The 16,921-nt window shown below is 72.4% G+C and carries 18 protein-coding genes; 7 read left to right on the plus strand and 11 right to left on the minus strand.

The window, feature by feature from the left end:
- The 6 genes from ACIQWX_RS47140 to ACIQWX_RS47165 all read right to left on the minus strand — a co-directional run bounded on the left by ACIQWX_RS47140 (position 1) and on the right by ACIQWX_RS47165 (position 4,393).
- Positions 1-1,182: a PP2C family protein-serine/threonine phosphatase gene (locus tag ACIQWX_RS47140; RefSeq protein WP_400885958.1), complete on the minus strand. Its 1,182-nt coding sequence runs from the start codon at positions 1,180-1,182 to the stop codon at positions 1-3.
- Positions 1,182-2,171, minus strand: coding sequence for an ATP-binding protein (locus ACIQWX_RS47145; protein WP_400885960.1), 990 nt, complete (start codon positions 2,169-2,171; stop codon positions 1,182-1,184). The genes ACIQWX_RS47140 and ACIQWX_RS47145 overlap by 1 nt, the downstream gene beginning before the upstream one ends.
- Positions 2,168-2,593, minus strand: coding sequence for an ATP-binding protein (locus ACIQWX_RS47150; RefSeq protein WP_400885962.1), 426 nt, complete (start codon positions 2,591-2,593; stop codon positions 2,168-2,170). Before ACIQWX_RS47150 ends, ACIQWX_RS47145 begins: the two co-directional genes overlap by 4 nt.
- The gene (locus tag ACIQWX_RS47155; protein ID WP_400885964.1) at positions 2,583-2,966 is read right to left on the minus strand and encodes an STAS domain-containing protein; all 384 of its coding nucleotides are present in this window, start codon (positions 2,964-2,966) and stop codon (positions 2,583-2,585) included. The genes ACIQWX_RS47150 and ACIQWX_RS47155 overlap by 11 nt, the downstream gene beginning before the upstream one ends.
- Entirely contained in the window at positions 2,963-3,826 is an 864-nt protein-coding gene (locus ACIQWX_RS47160) for an STAS domain-containing protein (protein ID WP_400885967.1), read from the minus strand. The genes ACIQWX_RS47155 and ACIQWX_RS47160 overlap by 4 nt, the downstream gene beginning before the upstream one ends.
- Before the next feature lie 93 nt (positions 3,827-3,919).
- Complete coding sequence (locus ACIQWX_RS47165; RefSeq protein WP_400885968.1) at positions 3,920-4,393, minus strand: MarR family transcriptional regulator; 474 nt, start codon at positions 4,391-4,393, stop codon at positions 3,920-3,922.
- A 133-nt stretch (positions 4,394-4,526) separates the two neighbouring features.
- On the opposite strand from ACIQWX_RS47165, the gene ACIQWX_RS47170 reads away from it, so the two are divergent.
- A complete protein-coding gene (locus ACIQWX_RS47170; RefSeq protein WP_400885969.1) occupies positions 4,527-5,729 on the plus strand; it encodes a PP2C family protein-serine/threonine phosphatase in 1,203 nt (400 codons plus the stop codon).
- Positions 5,730-5,978: 249 nt separating this feature from the next.
- On the opposite strand, the gene ACIQWX_RS47175 is transcribed toward ACIQWX_RS47170, so the two are convergent.
- Both ACIQWX_RS47175 and ACIQWX_RS47180 read right to left on the minus strand, forming a co-directional pair.
- The gene (locus tag ACIQWX_RS47175) at positions 5,979-6,866 is read right to left on the minus strand and encodes a S1 family peptidase (protein WP_400885970.1); all 888 of its coding nucleotides are present in this window, start codon (positions 6,864-6,866) and stop codon (positions 5,979-5,981) included.
- 45 nt (positions 6,867-6,911) lie between these two features.
- Positions 6,912-7,517, minus strand: a complete 606-nt coding sequence (locus ACIQWX_RS47180; RefSeq protein WP_400885972.1) for a TetR/AcrR family transcriptional regulator — start codon at positions 7,515-7,517, stop codon at positions 6,912-6,914.
- Between the two features lie 106 nt (positions 7,518-7,623).
- On the opposite strand from ACIQWX_RS47180, the gene ACIQWX_RS47185 reads away from it, so the two are divergent.
- A complete protein-coding gene (locus ACIQWX_RS47185; protein WP_400885975.1) occupies positions 7,624-8,133 on the plus strand; it encodes a DUF4863 family protein in 510 nt (169 codons plus the stop codon).
- The gene (locus ACIQWX_RS47190; protein WP_400885976.1) at positions 8,130-8,810 is read left to right on the plus strand and encodes a nitroreductase; all 681 of its coding nucleotides are present in this window, start codon (positions 8,130-8,132) and stop codon (positions 8,808-8,810) included. Before ACIQWX_RS47185 ends, ACIQWX_RS47190 begins: the two co-directional genes overlap by 4 nt.
- On the opposite strand, the gene ACIQWX_RS47195 is transcribed toward ACIQWX_RS47190, so the two are convergent.
- Positions 8,807-9,691: a CU044_5270 family protein gene (locus ACIQWX_RS47195; RefSeq protein ID WP_400885979.1), complete on the minus strand. Its 885-nt coding sequence runs from the start codon at positions 9,689-9,691 to the stop codon at positions 8,807-8,809. The genes ACIQWX_RS47190 and ACIQWX_RS47195 overlap by 4 nt on opposite strands.
- Entirely contained in the window at positions 9,684-10,274 is a 591-nt protein-coding gene (locus ACIQWX_RS47200) for an RNA polymerase sigma factor (RefSeq protein WP_400885981.1), read from the minus strand. Before ACIQWX_RS47200 ends, ACIQWX_RS47195 begins: the two co-directional genes overlap by 8 nt.
- Before the next feature lie 347 nt (positions 10,275-10,621).
- On the opposite strand from ACIQWX_RS47200, the gene ACIQWX_RS47205 reads away from it, so the two are divergent.
- The 4 genes from ACIQWX_RS47205 to ACIQWX_RS47220 all read left to right on the plus strand — a co-directional run bounded on the left by ACIQWX_RS47205 (position 10,622) and on the right by ACIQWX_RS47220 (position 16,082).
- A complete protein-coding gene (locus ACIQWX_RS47205) occupies positions 10,622-12,532 on the plus strand; it encodes a hypothetical protein (protein ID WP_400885982.1) in 1,911 nt (636 codons plus the stop codon).
- Between the two features lie 134 nt (positions 12,533-12,666).
- Positions 12,667-13,803, plus strand: a complete 1,137-nt coding sequence (locus ACIQWX_RS47210) for an LLM class flavin-dependent oxidoreductase (protein WP_400885985.1) — start codon at positions 12,667-12,669, stop codon at positions 13,801-13,803.
- Positions 13,800-15,089 carry an LLM class flavin-dependent oxidoreductase gene (locus tag ACIQWX_RS47215; protein WP_400885987.1) on the plus strand — a complete coding sequence of 430 codons (1,290 nt, stop codon included), beginning with the start codon at positions 13,800-13,802 and terminating at the stop codon, positions 15,087-15,089. Before ACIQWX_RS47210 ends, ACIQWX_RS47215 begins: the two co-directional genes overlap by 4 nt.
- 75 nt (positions 15,090-15,164) lie before the next feature.
- The gene (locus ACIQWX_RS47220) at positions 15,165-16,082 is read left to right on the plus strand and encodes an ABC transporter substrate-binding protein (RefSeq protein WP_400885990.1); all 918 of its coding nucleotides are present in this window, start codon (positions 15,165-15,167) and stop codon (positions 16,080-16,082) included.
- A 13-nt stretch (positions 16,083-16,095) separates the two neighbouring features.
- Here ACIQWX_RS47220 and ACIQWX_RS47225 read toward each other — a convergent pair whose 3' ends face one another.
- A complete protein-coding gene (locus ACIQWX_RS47225; RefSeq protein WP_400885993.1) occupies positions 16,096-16,899 on the minus strand; it encodes an SDR family NAD(P)-dependent oxidoreductase in 804 nt (267 codons plus the stop codon).
- Positions 16,900-16,921 lie beyond the last annotated feature (22 nt).

The following is a 16,921-nucleotide window of genomic DNA, read 5'->3' on the forward strand; positions in this document are numbered from 1 at the left end:
TCAGCTCCGGCGCACGGCGATCGCCACCGTGTCGTCGGCGTAGGTGACGACCTCGTGCATCCGGGTCACCAGCTCGCGGGGCAGGACCGCGGCCGGCCGGGCGCGCAGGTCGCGGGCCAGCGGCAGCAGCCGGGCCTGGCCTTCGTCGATGTCCTTGCGGCTCTCCACCAGGCCGTCGGTGTACAGCAGCAGCGTGTCGCCCGGCGCCAGGCCGGCCTCGACCAGCCGCGGGCTGCCGGGGTCGGGGAAGCCGATCCCGCGGCCGACGACGGGTGGGGGCAGCAGCCGCGCGTCGCCCGCCGCCGTGACCAGCAGCGGCTCCGGGTGGCTGCCGTTCGCCAGCAGCGTGCGGCCCGTGCCCGGGTCGACGCGGGCGAGCAGGACCGTGGCCATCAACCCCGGCTCGACCGCGGCGAGCGTGCGGGCGGCGTGCGCGATCAGGTCCGGGAACGGGTGCCCTTCCAGGGCGAGCGTCCGGATCGCGTGGGTGACGGTCAGGGCGTGCCGGGTCGAGGTGACGCCGTGGCCGACCGCGTCGACGAGCGTCACGTGCAGGTCGCCGCCGGGCAGGACGAACCAGTCGTAGAGGTCGCCGCCGGTCGGGGAGTCCTGGTCGGTCGGGGAGTAGTGGACGGCCAGCTCCAGGCCCGGCACCACCGGCGGTGGCGGGCGGAGGGCGTCCTCGAGCTCGCGGAAGATGCGCGCGTGCGCGTGGCGCAGCTCCTCGTCGCGTTGTTCGAGGTCGACGTACATCGCGAGCACGCCGCTGTTGGTCTCGGCCAGCTCGTGCTTGAGGTCCCGCTGCTCCTGGGTGAGCGTGTCGGCGCGGGCGATCAGCGCCAGCATCTCCGCGCGGGTCGCCGGTTCGTCGTCCAGGTCGTCCGCACCGGCGGGCCTGCCACCGATGAGGTGCCAGGTCAGGGTGCCGTCGGCCCCGGCTTCGGGCAGCAGCGGCAGCTCGTTGCGCCGGCGCTGGCCGACGGCGTGGGCGAGCCGGACGGTGACGGCGAGCCGGTGCCCGTCGGCCGTCGTCGTCACGTCGACGGCTTCTCCCGCGGCGAACGCGGGTTCGGCGAGCAGCGTCACGGCCAGCACCAGGCGCGCGCGGTCGTCGGCGGGCACACCGGCCGCACCGCAGGCGGTGCGCAGCCGCCGCCGGAGCCGGGCCAGGTCGTGGTGCATCAGGCCGGGCGCTCCGGGTACAGGGCGAGCAGGGCCGCGTCGTCGCGCGGGTTCCGGTACCGGTGGGCGACGTCCGCGGCGAACAGCAGCACGTCCGCGGGACGGCCGGGACCGCGCCAGCCGCTGCCGACGCCGTCGGTGTGCAGCACGACGGCCTCGTCCCCGGCCAGCGCGAGCTGCCGGACCGGCGCGGCGGGCAGCGAGAACCCGACGATGCCGGGCGTGCTGAGCAGCACCCGCGACGAGCCGCCGACGGTCGCGCCGCCGACGTTGCCGACGCCGCAGAACTCGAGCCGGTGCGGCGCGACCCGTACCAGCGCGACGGCCGCGCCGCGGGTGGTGCGGAGCGCGCGGTGCATGTTCGTCAGCTGGTGGGGCAGCGGCCGGTCCGGGTTCTCGGTGAACACGCGCATCGCGGCGTCCGCGGCCTCGGCGGCGTCCGGGCCGTGGCCGAGCCCGTCGGCGACGCAGGCCGTGCGGCTGCCGGTCACCTCGGCCAGCGCGATGGCGTCACCGCAGAACTCCTCGCCCTCGCGGGGCAGCCGGAAGTGCCCGGCCGAGCCGGAAAAGGCGGGTCCCGCCGGGTCGAGGACGCGCGCGGCGGCGAGCGTCCCGGCCGTCGGCGAAGACGTGATGCGGAACCCGGTCGCCATCCGCCTCACCGCGCCCAGGCCGGTGCCCAGCGTGGCGGTGGTCGTGTTGCCGTCGACCAGCCAGTGGTCGAGGTCGGCCATGCCGGGGCCGTCGTCGGCGGCCAGCACGTCGATGCCGCGCCCGGTCAGCGATCGTTGCACGAACACCGACCCGCCACGGGTGTGCTTGTCGATGTTGCCGGCCAGCTCGGCGGCCACGACGGCGGCGCGTTCGGCCAGGACGTCGGGCAGCCCGGCGTCGTGCGCCGCTTCCCGCGCGACGCGGGCGGCGGCGTACGCGGCGCTCGGGTGGTCGACGCGGATCCGGTGGGTCGGCGCGGCGACGGTCGCGGTCACGGTTTCCAGCGCACGACGGTGACCGTGGTGCCGCGGCCCGGCGCGGTGTCGATGCGGAAGTCGTCGACCAGGCGGCGGGTGCCGCCGAGGCCGTGGCCGAGCCCCGCGCCGGTGCTGAACCCGTCGGTGAGCGCCTGCTCGACGTCGGCGATGCCCGGACCCTCGTCGCGCACCTCCAGCCGCAGCCCGACGCGCCCGCGCGCGTCGCGGACGACGCCGACGGTCATGGTGCCGCCACCCCCGTGGATGTAGGCGTTGCGGACGAGCTCGCTGGCCGCGGTGACGATCTTCGTCTGGTCGACGATGGAAAAGCCCGCGGCGACCGCGCCGGCCCGCACGGCGTGGCGGGCGGCGAGCAGGTCTTCCTCCACCCGCACCGGGTGGACCTCGTGCTCCTCGCCGATCCGCTCGTCAGGGCGCATGGGGTGCCTCTTCGGCGGGACGGCGCCAGCCGAGCAGCTCCATCGCCTGCTCGGCGTTGAGCGCGGTCGTGACGCCGGTGAGCTGCAGCCCGAGCTCGGTCAGCGTCAGCGCGACGGCCGGGCGCATCCCCGCCACGACCATCCGCGCGCCGAGCAGCCGTCCGGTGCTCGCCAGCTGCATGAGCACGCGCGCGACGAACGAGTCGATGATCTCCAGCCGCGAGATGTCGATGATGACGCCGCGGATGCCCTCGTCCGCGATGCGCTCGGTCAGCTCGTCGGTGAAGGCCAGCGCGGTCTTGTCGTCGAGGTCGCTCAGCAGCCCGCTGAGCAGGATGTCGCCGAGCCGCAGGATCGGCAGGCCCGCGTTCACCCGGTCACCCCGCCGGGGCCCGCGCCGTCGTCGATGAGCCGCATGGCGGTCGCCAGCGCGTCGGCCAGCGAGCCGCGGGTGACGATGTGCGACAGGTCGATGCCCAGCTGCGTGATGGTCTGCGCGATCGACGGGCGGATGCCGCTGACGACGCACTCCGCGCCCATCAGCCGGACGGCGCTGACGGTCTGCAGCAGGTGCTGCGCGACCGCGGTGTCGACGGTCGGGACGCCGGTGATGTCGATGATCGCCACCCGCGCTTCGGTGGCCTGGATCGCCTCCAGCAGGCTGTTCATCACGACCTGCGTGCGGGCGCTGTCGAGCGTGCCGATCAGGGGCACCGCGAGGACGTGGCGCCACAGCCGCAGGACCGGCGTCGACAGCTCGAGCACCTGACTGTGCTGCTCGCGGATGATCCGTTCACGGCCGCTCGCGTACACGGCGAACGTCAGCACGCCCGCGCTGTCGAGCAGCTCGTTGACCAGCAGCGCCGCCCGGTAGCGCAGCGCGGAGTCCTCCGTGTGGCGCTCGATCGCGCTCAGCATCGTCCGCTTCAGCGCGAGCATCGCCATCGCCGTGGCCGACGGCTCGGAGCCCACGCGGGCCCGGCGTTCCGACCACGACGTGAGCGCGTCGCGCACCGCCGGGTCCTGCTCGACGATCCGCGCCACCGGCAGCGTGCCGGCCACGGCACCGCGCAAGGCGTCCAGCAAGCCGGTCGCCTCGCGCTGCAGCTCGCGGCCGCTCTCGGGACCGGCGCCCGCCTGCTGCCCGGCCCAGTCGCGCACCAGGGTGGCCTGGTCCTCGGCCAGCATGCGCGCCAGTACTTCGCGGACCCGACCCTCGTCCGTGCCCAGCACCGAACCCCTCCTCGACTCCTGGGGCGCGCGCTGCTGTACGCCGGCTGACTGTTGTCATAGGACAACAATTACGCCGACTATACAACGCGGGGTTCAGGGCATCCCGGCGGACTCGCCGTCGGCGAGGGCGCGGTACTCCCGCAGCCCGGTGGCCAGCGCGGCCCGGCCCGCGGGACTCATCTTCGCCAGCAGCGCCTCGACGTTCTCGCGGCGCCGGCTCCGCAGGTCCCGCAGGTAGGCGCGGCCGCGGTCGGACAACCGCAGCGTCAGCTCCCGCCGGCTGCGCGCGCTGGGCAGCCGTTCGAGGAAGCCCACCGCCTCGAGCCGGTCGCAGAGCCGGCTGACCAGCGGCGGTGTCGAATGCAGCTGTTCGGCCAGATCCCGCAGGTTGACGCCGTCGTGGCGGTCCAGCGCGACGACCGCGCGCAGCTGCGACACCGAAAGCGGCCGCGGCGAGACGTCCCGCCCGCGCTCGAACACCGCCTCGAACAGCTCCGCCAGGCTCGCGAGCTGCGCCTCCCCGTCCGGGGCGGTGACCTGCTCGCGGGATGGATCCACGGCCCCCATCGTGGCATCTCTATGCTGAACCGGCAGCACGGCTCACGCGACTCGCCGTGGACCGGCACGCCGGGACGGCGCAGACTCGTCTGACCGACCGGCGCCGGCGTGCGCACGGTGATGGGTGAGCAGGAGGCGGGCGTTGGACAGATCCCTGGCGGTGGAACGGCTCCTGCGTGACGTCCCACCGCACGACCTGCCGGGCGCGCTGCGCTCGGCCCTCGGCGAGCACTTCGGCGCGCTGGCGGTCGAACTGCTGGTGGCCGACTACGCGCTGACCGAGCTGTGCCGCGTCGGCCGGGAGCCCTACACCACCGAGCCGACCCCGGTCGAGGGCACGACGCCGGGGGCCGCGTTCGTCGCGCAGGCGGCGACGTTCGACTCCGGCGGCGGCGACGTCACGGGGTACCTGCCGGTGAGCGTCCGCGGCGACCGGCTCGGCGTCCTGGCGGTGACCCTGCCCGAGGAGCCCGAGCCGCCGGTGTGGGCCGAGCTCGAGCGGTTCGCCGAGGCGGTGGCGCACGAGCTGTTCGTCGCCGACCGCGACACCGACCTCTACATCCAGGCCCGCCGGTCGTCCCGGCTGACGCTGGCCGCGGAGATGCAGTGGCAGCTGCTGCCGGGCCGCGCGTGCACCCGCGCCGAGTTCGCGCTGGGCGGCCAGCTCGAACCGGCGTACGCGATCTACGGCGACTGCTTCGACTGGTCGGCGTCCGCGCGCAAGCTCGCCGTCACGCTGATCAACGGCATGGGGGAGGGCAGCGAAGCCGCGCTGCTGACCAACCTGGCGATCAACGCGCTGCGCAACGCCCGCCGCGCGGGGATCCCGCTCGACGCGCAGGCCGAGCTGGCCGACCAGGCGGTCTACGCGCACTACCGCGGCGCCGAGCACGTGGCGGCGCTGCTGCTGGAGTTCGACCTCGCGACCGGCGCGGTGTCGGTGGTCGACGCCGGTTCGCCGCGGCTGTGGCGGCTGCGCGACGGCAAGGTCGAGCGCGTGTTCTTCGACGAGCAGCTCCCGCTGGGCACGTTCGACGGCACGATCTACGAGTCCGAGGGCTTCCAGGCGACCGAAGGCGACCGGTACGTCTTCGTCAGCGACGGCGTGTACAACGCGGTCGGCCCGCACGGCGAGCACTACGGCGACCGCGAGCTGGCCGAAGCGGTGACGGCGACGGCCGACCTCCCGGCGGCGCACGTCCCGGGCGCGGTGCTGCGCGAGCTGTCCCGCCGCCGCCGGGGAGACCAGGCCGAGGACGACGCGATGGTGGTGTGCCTCGACTGGTTCGGCCCGGTCCCGTCGCTCGGCGCGGCCCCGGCGGTGACGGTCCGCCGCGCGGACTGACGTCAGGCCACGCCGGTCAGCCCGGACCGCGACCCCCGGCCCCGAGCCGCACGGCTCGAGGCGGAGGTCGACGCCGTTGTTGCCGCGATCTTCGGCCCGCCACCACGGCCGTCCCCGGGACCGCGCGTTTCGGGCTTGCTTCACCCGGCCGCCGGCCACGGCCGGCGAGCGAGCACCGCCCGGCCCCGCTGCCGGACACAGCCCCGGCGGTGACGGTCCGCCGCGCGGACTGACGTCAGGCCACGCCGGTCAGCCCGTCTGCTCGCGGATCCAGTCCGCCACCACGTCGACCCGCGCGATCGTCTCCGCGCCCGGCCCCGGACACGGTGGCCCGGTGTTGACGATCGCCACCAGGGTTCCGCTGCGGTCGTTGTCGTCCGACACGAAGAACGGGCCGCCCGAATCCTCCGGGCAGGGGCCGTTCTCCACCGTGCGCGTGCCGATCGGCAACGCCTCCAAAGTGGACTGCGCGATTCCGGAAACCCGGAACCGGCCCCGTTTGAGGTGGTCGGACGGGCCGAGCACGGTCGCCGAGTGCGAGCCCCAGCCCGCGAACTGCAGTTCCTCGCCCACCTTCGGGCGCGTCGAAGCCAGTGTCACCGGCGCGATGCCGTCCACCGGGGCGGACAGTTTCGCCACCGCCAGGTCGTTGACCGGTGACTGGCGGACGTCGACGACCACCGCCGTGTGGCCGCCGGGGTCGCTGTCCTTGAGCCGCCCGATCGTCACGGTCATCGTGTACGGCGGCCGGCCGCCGATCCGGGCGTCCTTCAGGTCGTGGAAGCAGTGCCCGGCCGTCACGACCCACTGCGGCGCGACCAGCGAGCCGCTGCAGGCGCCGTCGCGCACGCCGCCGCCGGGGACCGGGATGTCCGCGGACGTCAATTTCGCGTTGAACGGCAGAATCGGCGAAGGAGGCGAAGGAGACGGGGGAGGCGGAGGCGTGGCGGGAGCCGGGCTCCGGCCCAGCGGGGCGGTGTCCGGCAGGCTGTGCCCGCCGAGGGCGGCGGCCAGGGCAGGTCCGGCGGCCGGCTTGCCGACGGCGGCGCCCGCGAACGCGATACCGGCCCCCACCAGCACCGCGAGGGTCACGGCCCGCGCGCGGAAGCGGCGCCGTCGATCCGAAGTCGTCCTCACACCTTTAATGCACGGATGGGAGCCCCGAATGGTTGTGCGCCGAGGTCAGTTCCGCGCGGAGATCACGGGCCACAGCACCGAAACGACCGCTTCGGGAATCTCGTCCCGGCTCTCGCCCCGGTAGAAGGCGGCGAAGTAGCTGCCGAAGCACAGCGTCGCGATGGTGTGCTTGTCGATGCCGTCCCGCACGGCGCCGCCTTCCTGGAGCTGCGTCAGCACGTTCTCGACGAGCGTGACCCGCGGTTCGACGGCGTGCTCGCGGAGGATCCCGAGCAGCTCCGGCGTGCGGATGGCCTCGCCGGCGAAGTTGCCCATGAGGACCATGGCGTCGGGGTTGAAGTACGCGGGGTCGAGCCGCCGGACGGCTTCGGTGAACGCCTCGCGTGGCGCCATGCCGGCCAGGTCGACGGCGTAGCTGTCGCGCTGCTTGCGGAAGCCGTAGTCCAGCGCGTCGACGACGAGCTCGAACTTCGTGCTCCACCGCCGGTACAGCGTCGGACGGCTGACCTTGGCGTCCGTGGCGATGTCGCCGATGGTCATGAGCGAGTAGCCGTCCCGGACGAGCCGCTCCCGGGTGGCGAGGATGATCGCCTCGTCGAGCGCGGCGTCGCGGGGACGCCCTCCGGCGCGTGGCGCGTCAGCTGCTGCCATGCCGGGAGCGTAGCGGATACGTTACGACCTCTGGTTGTTAAGTTACGATACTTGACTGTAACGAAATAGCGGCTTACCTTCGGAGCACCACCGGAAGGAGCCCTCGATGACCACCGCCCAGCAGCTGATCGACCGCAGCGTCCCGTTCCTCGACGCCGTCAAGAACCGGACGGCCGGCGGGGAGCTGGAGACCTGGCTCAACGAGAACCACGGCCCCGGCAGCCCGCTCTACGACGACCTCGCCCGGATGATCACCGACGGCGTCCGCGACGGCTGGGCGGCGAACGTCGAGGTGGACGGCCCGAAGTACCGGCGCAGCCGGATCGCCGACCCGCAGGACGCGCTGAACTACTTCAGCGTCACCGCCGTCTACATGGACAGCGTCGAGCCCTACCGCGGCCAGTACCACCAGCACCCCTACGGCGAGCTCAACCTCGTCGTGCCGCTCGACCCGGACGCGAAGCTGATGGGCCCGCGCGGGTGGAGCGGCCCGGGCTGGACCGCGCCGGGGCCGGGCAGCCACCACTACCCGGAAGTCAAGGGCGGGGCGCTGATCGCCCTGTTCTACCTGCCCGCGGGCCGGATCTCCTACGACATCACCCCGCCCGCCGAGTGAGCACCACCGTCGAGGGCGCGCTGCTGACCCGCCGCAGCTGCCGCGCGTTCCGGCCGGATCCCGTGCCCCGCGCGGAGATCGAGCGGCTGCTGGCGCTGGCGGCCCGCTCGGCCAGCAACTCCAACAGCCAGCCGTGGCGGGTGCACGTGCTGACCGGCGCCGCCAAGCAGGCGTTGACCGCGGACCTGCTGCGCGCGCACGACGACGGCCACCGCGCCGCGAGCGAGTTCGGCTACCAGCCCGCCGCCGACGAGTGGCCGGAGCCGTTCCGCTCCCGCCGTCGCCGCTTCGGCGAGGGGCTCTACCGGGACGCGCTCGGCGTCGAACCCGGCGACACCGCCGGCCGCCTCGCCCACCACCGGCGCAACTACGGCTTCTTCGGCGCGCCGGTCGGCATGGTGCTCACCGTCAGCAGGTTGCCCCTGCACGGCGCGCTCGTCGACGCCGGCCTGTTCCTGCAGGGGCTCATGCTCGCCGCGCGCGGCGCCGGGCTGCACACGTGCGCGCAGGCGTCGCTCATCGACTACCACCCGGTCCTGCGCCGGCACCTGGGCGTGCCGGCCGACCACGTCCTCGTCTGCGGGATCGCGCTCGGGTACGCCGACGAGGACCACCGGCTCGGCGCCCACCGCACGACCCGCGAGCCGGTGTCGGCGTTCGCCACCTTCCACGACTAGGGCCGCTGCCCGGCCTCGTCGACGAACGTCTTCACGGTCACGGCGCTGTCCTCGGTCCCGAGGAACTGGTGGGTTCCGGCGTCGAAGACCATGACGATCCCCTTGAACCCGGGCGGGTCGGTGGGGCCGGGAGGGTCGGTCCACGTGATGCCCACGCCCGGGCGGCCCGCGCCGTCGGTGACGTGGTCCAGTGCCTTCAGCCCGGGCGCCTTCGCCGCCGCCTGGTAAAGGGCCGCGTAGGACGCGGGGGTGAGGGCCTGCTCGTCGGCGAGGCTCAGCACGTTCTTGCCCATCGTGCTGACGCTGTCCTTGCCGCCGGGGATGGTGCGCAGGTAGGCGAGCATCGCGTCGGCGGTCGTCGGCAGGTCGGCGTGGTAGGCGGGGGTGGGCCGGCAGTCCTCCAGGGCGCCTTTCTTCTTCGGGTCGTAGGGGCCGGAGTAGGGGGCCTTGCCGTCGTGACAACCGGGCAGTGCGATGTCCTTGGCCAGGAGACCGTCGCGGGTGCCGTCCACCGACAGCCAGATCTCGCGGACGCGGTGGTCGGCGTACTCCGTCTTCACGTAGAGGAACTGGTCGGGCCGCGGCGGCTTGGCCGGTTCCCGCAACGCCGCGTTCGCCGCTTCGGTCAGCACCTTGACGGGGTCCGCGTGCGCGACGCCGGCGCCGATGCCGACCTGGTCGGCCGGGGCCAGGGCGACGACCGCGGTGATCGCCGCGGCCAGGCCGATGGTGGCGCCGGCGGCCCAGAACCAGCGGCGGGACCGGTGGGGTCGTTCGCCGCGCGCCGCGGCCAGCAGCCGCTCCCGCGCGGGGGTGAGCTGCTCCGCCGGCGCGAAGCCGACAGCCTGCGCGCGCTCGCGGATCAGGTCGAGGTCATCCATGGCTGGCGGTCTCCTTCACGAGGTCCAGGGCGCCGAGCTCGGCGCGGACGCGGCCGCGGGCCCGGTTGAGCCGCGACTTGACGGTGCCGACGGGGATGGCGAGGGCTTCGGCGACCTCCTGGTAGCCCAGCCCCTCCGCGGCGACGAGCAGCAGGACGTCCCGCTCGCGCGGGCGCAGCTTGGCCAGCGCCCGGTCGAGGTCGGCGCCGAGGGCCTGGGCGCTGACCCGCTCGGCGACGCGGTCGGCGTGCCCGGCGTCGACGTCGGGCGGCCCGACGGCTTGGCGGAGCTTCAGTTCGCGCACCTCGGACCGCCACTGCCGCGAAACGAGGTTCGTGGCGATGCCGTAGAGCCACGGCCGCGCGTCCGGCCGCGAGAGGTCGAACTTCGCCCGTTTGCCGAAGGCGATGAGGAAGGTGTCCGCGAGGACGTCGTCCGCCGCGGTGGGCCCGAGCCGCCGGACGAGGTAGCGGTGGATGTGCCGCGAATGGCGGTCGAAGATGACCGCGAACAGGCTCGGTTCCGCCCGCGACCGCCCGATCACGCTCGCGTCGTCGTCGGCTTCGGTGTCTTCCGGGGTCATCGCCCGCCTTTCGCTGCGCCCAGTGTCATCTGCTGTTCCCGCCGGCCGGGCCACGGGTTCCAGGAGCGGCGGTCGAAGTGACGCAGGTCACGTACGGCCGGTATTTGGAAGGTTACTTTACTAATGGCGGCTCGGGTTGGTATGTTCGTCGCACCGCCGCCTTCAAGCAGTCCTGGTGCAGACCAGCCGGCTACGGAGGAGCTTTTGACGCACGGCATCCCGGCCGCTCGGCCGTAATCCCTTCCTGGACGGGCCACTCGCCGCACCCGCCACGGACGAGTCACGCACGCCGGATCCCGGCGTGCCCCCCACGCGAGCCCGCGGGCTCGCCAATCCCGGAGGTTTCCTTGTCACGCAGGAAAACGATCGCGGTCGTCGCCGTGTGCGTCGCGGCCGGCTTCGGCGGCACGAGCCCGTCGGCCGCGGCACCCGGCCCCGGCGCACTGACCACTTTGGACACTTCGGCCGGCAACCGCGCGGCGCCCGTGCCCGGTCTCTACGACTGGAGCAAGGCCGGCTTCCGCGGTGGGCAGAACCTGCCCGGCGCCGACGCCGTCAACCCCAGCGCGAACTGCCGGATCACCCCGGCGCAGCTCGCGTCGACCTACAAGGTGAAACCCGACGACGGCGTCGACGACACGGCCGGCATCCAAGCGGCCATCGACAGGATCCACTCGTCGTGCTCGCCCTCGGCGAGCTACACCAAGCTGAGCCTGATCACGTTCCCGGCCGGCACGCTTGACGTCACGCACGAGATCCACGTCGACGCGAACTACCTGATCCTGCGCGGCGCCGGCATGGACCGGACGAAGTTCGTCTACCAGCCCGACAAGAACACCGAATACGACGTCGTCACCCCGGACGGCGACCAGTGGGACCAGCACGAGATGACCTACGAGGACGGCTCCGGCGGCTGGCTGTGGCCGGGCCGCGGCCTGTTCCGCGTCCAGTCGCGCGGCGTGGACCCGAGCTACGCCGGCCAGTACGAGTCCGCTCCGGCCAACCGCAAGGACATCTTCGAGGGCACGATCAACGTGCACTGGAAGGCGGGCGCGAAACTGCGCGAAAAGCCGGGCGACAAGGGCTTCGCCGCCCGCGCCGGCGACAAGACCGTCTACCTGGCCACCAGCGCCAAGACGACGAACATGAAGGTCGGCGGCTTCGTCAACATCCGCGCGGCCAACACGATGAAGTTCTACCAGTCGATGAACGCCGTGCCGACGTCGTGGCCGCTGCAGAACCTGCACATGCGCCAGCAGTGGTTCACCATCACCGCGGTCGACACCAAGAACCACACGGTGTCCATCGACAAACCGCTCGAGTACGACGTCCCGGTCGACTCCACTTCGGACGGTTCGGCGCCGATCGACGGGACGACCTACGCGTCGAAGGCGTCGCCGATCGTGGACCCGGTCGTCGGCGTCGGTTTCGAAGACCTCTCCTACAGCCAGGCCGCCCCGCCCGGCGTGACCCAGGAGCAGGCCAAGGACAACTACGGCAACCTCGCGCCGAGCCTGGCCATGCAGGGTATCGTCTTCAAGTGGGCGGCCAACTCCTGGGTGCGCAACACGCACGCGATCATGACCGGCTCGCACCCGATCGTCACCGAGGAGGCCAAGAACCTGCAGTTCGTGAACAACGAGCTGGACGGCTCGTGGAACAAGGGCAAGGGCGGCAACGGCTACTTCCGCGGCTCCCGCGTGTGGGACTCGCTCTACGCCGGCAACACGACCCGCGACCTGCGGCACTTCACGTTCCAGTGGTCGGCGTCGGGCAACGTCGTGCTCGGCAACGACATCGACTCCGACTTCAACATCCACGGCGGGTACGAACGCAACAACCTGTTCGAGCTCAACACGAACCGGGTGTCGTTCGCCCACCGCTCGGGCAGCTGCACGGCCCACTGCGGCGATGAAGGCGGCGACGCCCCGGATGATTCGACGTGGTTCCCGATCTACTGGTCGACCGGCCAGAAGGCGGTCAAGTGGTCCGGTTCGTCCGGTCCCCGCAACGTCTTCTTCGACAACACGATGACGAAGCAGGTCACGGCGGGGGCGGCCTACACGCCGTACTACCCGGACCACACGAAGATCTACCAGTTCGGCTGGGACGGCTCGGCGTTCCACCACCTCGACGCGGGCGGCAAGCCGATCACGGACTGGGCCCGCAACGAGCAGCGCGACTACACCGGCGGCCACGGCGTCGACGACTCCGGGACCAGCACGGCGAAGTCGTTGTTCCTGAAGAACGTGGGCTGAGCGCGCACCTCGCCGTCCTCCGCACGCGGGGGACGGCGGGGTGTTCACCATGTGGAACTCCGGTGCGTCCGGGAATAGCTCCGCGAAGATCCGGTTGACCCCTACGGACCAGCGCGAGCCACGGAGCCCACCCCATGAGATTCCAGGTTCTGGACATCCTGCCCCACCTGACCAACCCGGTGACCGGCCGCCGGGTCCGCACCGACGAGCGCTTCGCCCAGGCCCTGACGTCGGCGCGGTACGCGGAGGAGTTCGGCTTCGACGCCGTCGCGCTCGGGGAACGCCACGCCGGGCACTTCCTGAGCAGCGGCGTGACCGTGCTGCTGGGCGCGATCGCCGCGACGACGAGCCGGGTCCGGATCCAGACCGGCGTCTCGGTCCTGTCGGTGCACGACCCGCTGCGGGTCGCCGAGGACTACGCCACCGTCGACCAGCTCTCCCGCGGCCGCCTCGAGCTGGTCATCGGCAAGGGCAACGAGCTGCGCCAGCTGCCCATGTTCGGCATCGCCGACGGCGACCAGTGGGACGCGCTCGCCGAGAAGTACGAGCTGCTGCGCCGGCTCTGGCGCGAAGAGGACGTCACCTGGGAAGGCCGCTTCCGCGGTCCGCTGTCCGAAGTGACCAGCCTGCCGCGCCCGTTCGCCGGCGCGCCGCGTGTCTGGCACGGCTCGGCGACCACGCTGACCTCGGCCGAACTCGCGGCCAAATGGGGTGACCCGCTCTTCTCGGCCAACGCGATCCAGCCGCGCGACAACTACACCGTGCTGATCGAGCACTACCGCAAGCAGTACGCCGGGCACGGCCACGACCCGCGGTTCGCCTTCGTCGGCGCCGGTGCGGGCTTCCTCTACCTCGCCGACACCACCCAGGAGGCGCGGGAGGCGTTCGGCCCGACCTACGAAAAGATCGTCGAGTTCTTCAACCAGCCGGGCAACCACACGCCGGGCAACGCGATGGAGTTCCCGACCATCGACGACGCGATCGCGCGGGGGCCGGTGCTCGTCGGCAGCCCGCGGCAGATCGCCGAGAAGATCCTCTGGTGGCACGAGGCGTTCGGGCACGACCTGCAGTCCTTCAGCCTGCCCACCATGATCCCGCACGAGCAGCAGCTGGCCATGCTCGAGCGCTTCGCCGCCGAGGTCGTGCCGGTGGTGCGCGCGGCCGCGCCGACGGCACTGTGGACCGACCAGGACCCCTACGGCGGCCGCCCGGCCGTCCACGGGCGCACGACCGCCGACGCGGCGGGAAGCATCGAAGGAGCATCACTGTGACCGGGAAGTCCCTGCACTTCAACGCGTTCATCTGGCCGAACGGCTACCACGAGTCCGCGTGGCGGGTCGTCGGGGACGACGTCCGCGGCGTGCTCGGCCTGCCGTACTACGCGGACATCGCGCGGACCGCCGAGCGCGGCCTGATGGACTCGATCTTCCTCGCCGACAACATCGCGATCGCCGAGTACCGCGTCACGCACCTGCCGCAGACGCAGTTCGACCCGATCTCGGTGCTCTCGGCGCTGGCCGCGGTCACCGAGCGGATCGGCCTGATCGGCACGGGCTCGACGACCTACAACAAGCCGTGGGAGCTCGCCCGCCGGTTCGCCACCCTGGACCACCTCAGCGGCGGCCGCGCCGGCTGGAACATCGTCACCACCATCACCTCGCTGGCCGCGGCGAACTTCGGCGAGAAAGCCCACCCCGACCACGCCGACCGGTACGAACGCGCGCACGAGTTCGTCGACGTCGTCACGCGGGCGTGGGACAGCTGGGACGACGACGCCATCGTCGGCGACCGCGAGAACGGGGTCTGGGCCGACCGCTCGAAGCTGCACGCGCCGCGCTTCCACGGCAAGTTCTACGACGTCGAAGGCGTGCTGCCGTTCCCGCGGTCGCCGCAGGGGCGCCCGGTGCTCGTCCAGGCGGGCCAGTCGGCCGCCGGGATCGGGCTCGCCGCCCGGTACGCCGAGCTGGTGTTCTCCGGGCCGCCGTCCCTGGAGGCGGCGGTGAAGTTCCGCGCCGAGCTGGACGCCCAGGTCGGCGCGGCGGGCCGCGATCCCTCGAGCGTCCGCGTCCTGCCCGCGTTGATGGTGACCCTCGGCGGCACCGAGGCCGAGGCGAAGGCCCGGGCCGAGCGGCTCGAAGAGCTGGCCAGCCCGGAGTTCCGCTGGCAGAACGCGCTCTACACCGCCGGCCTCGACCCGGACGCGTTCGACCCGGACGCGCCGCTGCCCGCCGAGCTGCGGGCCGAGGGCGGCTCTTCGCGGCTGCAGCAACTCGCCGCGGCGGCCCGGGAGCGTCCCGAGGCGTCCCTGCGCGAGATCGCGCAGAAGGTGACCGGGGGAGCGGGGCAGGTCCACTTCGTGGGCACGCCGGAACAGCTCGCCGACCACGTGCTCACCTGGCAGGACGCCGGCGCGGTCGACGGGTTCACCATCATGGGCTCGACACTGCCGTACGAACTGGCCGCGTTCGTCGACCACGTCGTGCCGATCCTGCAGGCCAAGGGCCGGTACCGGACCGAATACGCCGGCTCGACGCTGCGTGAGCACCTCGCCGGGTGATTCCCAGCATGTGGTTTCTGTCGGTGGGGCTGGTTAGGGTCTTGACCGTCCGATTTTGACTGAGGAGTGTGGGACGTGGGCTGGACCCGGAACATCCGAGTGGCCGCGCTGGTGGCGGTGGCCGCTCTGGGCCTGACGGCGTGCGGCGGCGGGGACGACAAGCCCGCCGCGGCGGGCAAGGGCGGGGCGCCGATCGTCGTCGCGTCCTTCAACTTCACCGACAGCCAGATCCTGGCGGAGATCTACGCCCAGGCCCTGGAGGCCAAGGGCTACCCGGTGACGCGCAAGCTGAACCTGGGCTCGCGGGAGCTGATCTACCCGTCGCTGAAGTCCGGTGAGCTGCAGTTCATCCCGGAGTACCAGGGCTCGGCGATCGCCGCCGGGTTCGGCAAGGACCCGGTGAAGGACGCCAAGGGCGAGCACGAGCAGCTGGCGAAGCTGCTCGAGCCCAGCGGGGTCTCGCTGCTGGACTACGCGGCGGCCGAGGACAAGAACACCTACATCGTGAAGGCCGACCTCGCGCAGTCGAAGGGCCTCACGACCATCAGCGACCTGAAGAAGCTCGACAAGGTCGTCCTGGCCGGCGGGCCGGAGTGCGAGAAGCGGCTGACCTGCTTCAAGGGCTTGACCGACGTCTACAAGCTGACGAACGCGACGTTCCAGACCGTCCAGGAGCTCGGGCCGCGGGTGCAGCAGCTCGACTCCGGCGGCGTCACGGTCATCCCGGTCGACTCGGTGAGCCCGCAGGCCGGCGACTCGAAGTACGTCGCGCTGAAGGACGACCTCTCCATGGTGCCGACCGAGAACGTGGTCCCGGCCGTCACCAAGAAGGTCCTCGACGAGCGCGGCGCGGACTTCGCGGCCGCGGTCAACGCCGTGAGCGCCAAGCTCACGACCGAGGGCATGCGTGACCTGAACAAGCGCGTCGACTCCGACGGGGAGAAGGCCGCGGACGTGGCGAAGGACTGGCTGTCGCAGCAGGGCCTGGTCTGAGCCGGGGCGGACCTCAGCCGGGTGCCTGCCGGCTGAGGTCCTCCCACTCCGCGTACTGCTCCGCGCGCAGCCGGGCCAGCTCCCGCACCATGTCGAACGACGCGCCACCGACGACGAGCCGGCGTGGCGGGTCGTCCAGTGCCGCCACGCGCAGCACGACCGGCGCGGCCGTTTCCGGTGCCGGGCCCGCGTCGTCGCCCCACATCTCCTCGAGCTCCTTGCGCAGCTCCTGGTAGGCCGGGTCGGGCGTCGTGGTCGTCGTGCCGCTCGTGAACAGCCCGGTCGCGTAGCCGCCCATCTGCAGGTTCGTCACGCGCACGCCGAAGCGCTCGACCTCCATGGCCAGTGCGTCGGTCAAGGCGTCGAGTGCCGCCTTGCCGGCGCCGTAGAACCCGACGGACGCCATCCCGCCGCCGCTGCCCATCGACGTCACCTGCAGCAGCCGTCCGCCCCCCTTGAGGTGGGGGAGCACGGCTTGGGCGACCCAGACCGCGCCGAAGAAGTTGACGTCGAAGTGTGCGCGGATCTGCTCTTCGGTGGCTTCTTCGACCATCCCGTAGAGCATCACGCCGGCGTTGTTGACGACGACGTCGAGCCCGCCGAAAACGGCCGCTGCCCGCTCCACGGCGTCGAACACGGCTTGGCGATCGGTGACGTCCAGCGGAATGTGCACGAGCCGGTCGTGGGCGAGCGTGCCTTTCGTCCGGGACGCGGCGACCACCCGGTGGCCGGCCGCGAGCGCGGCTTCGGCGATCGCCCGGCCCAGACCGCGCGAAGCTCCGGTGACGAACCAGACCTGACCTTCGGGAGCCGTCATGGCTCCACCCCCTGTCGCTCCG

Source organism: Amycolatopsis sp. NPDC098790 (assembly GCF_044759945.1).
GTDB lineage: Bacteria > Actinomycetota > Actinomycetes > Mycobacteriales > Pseudonocardiaceae > Amycolatopsis.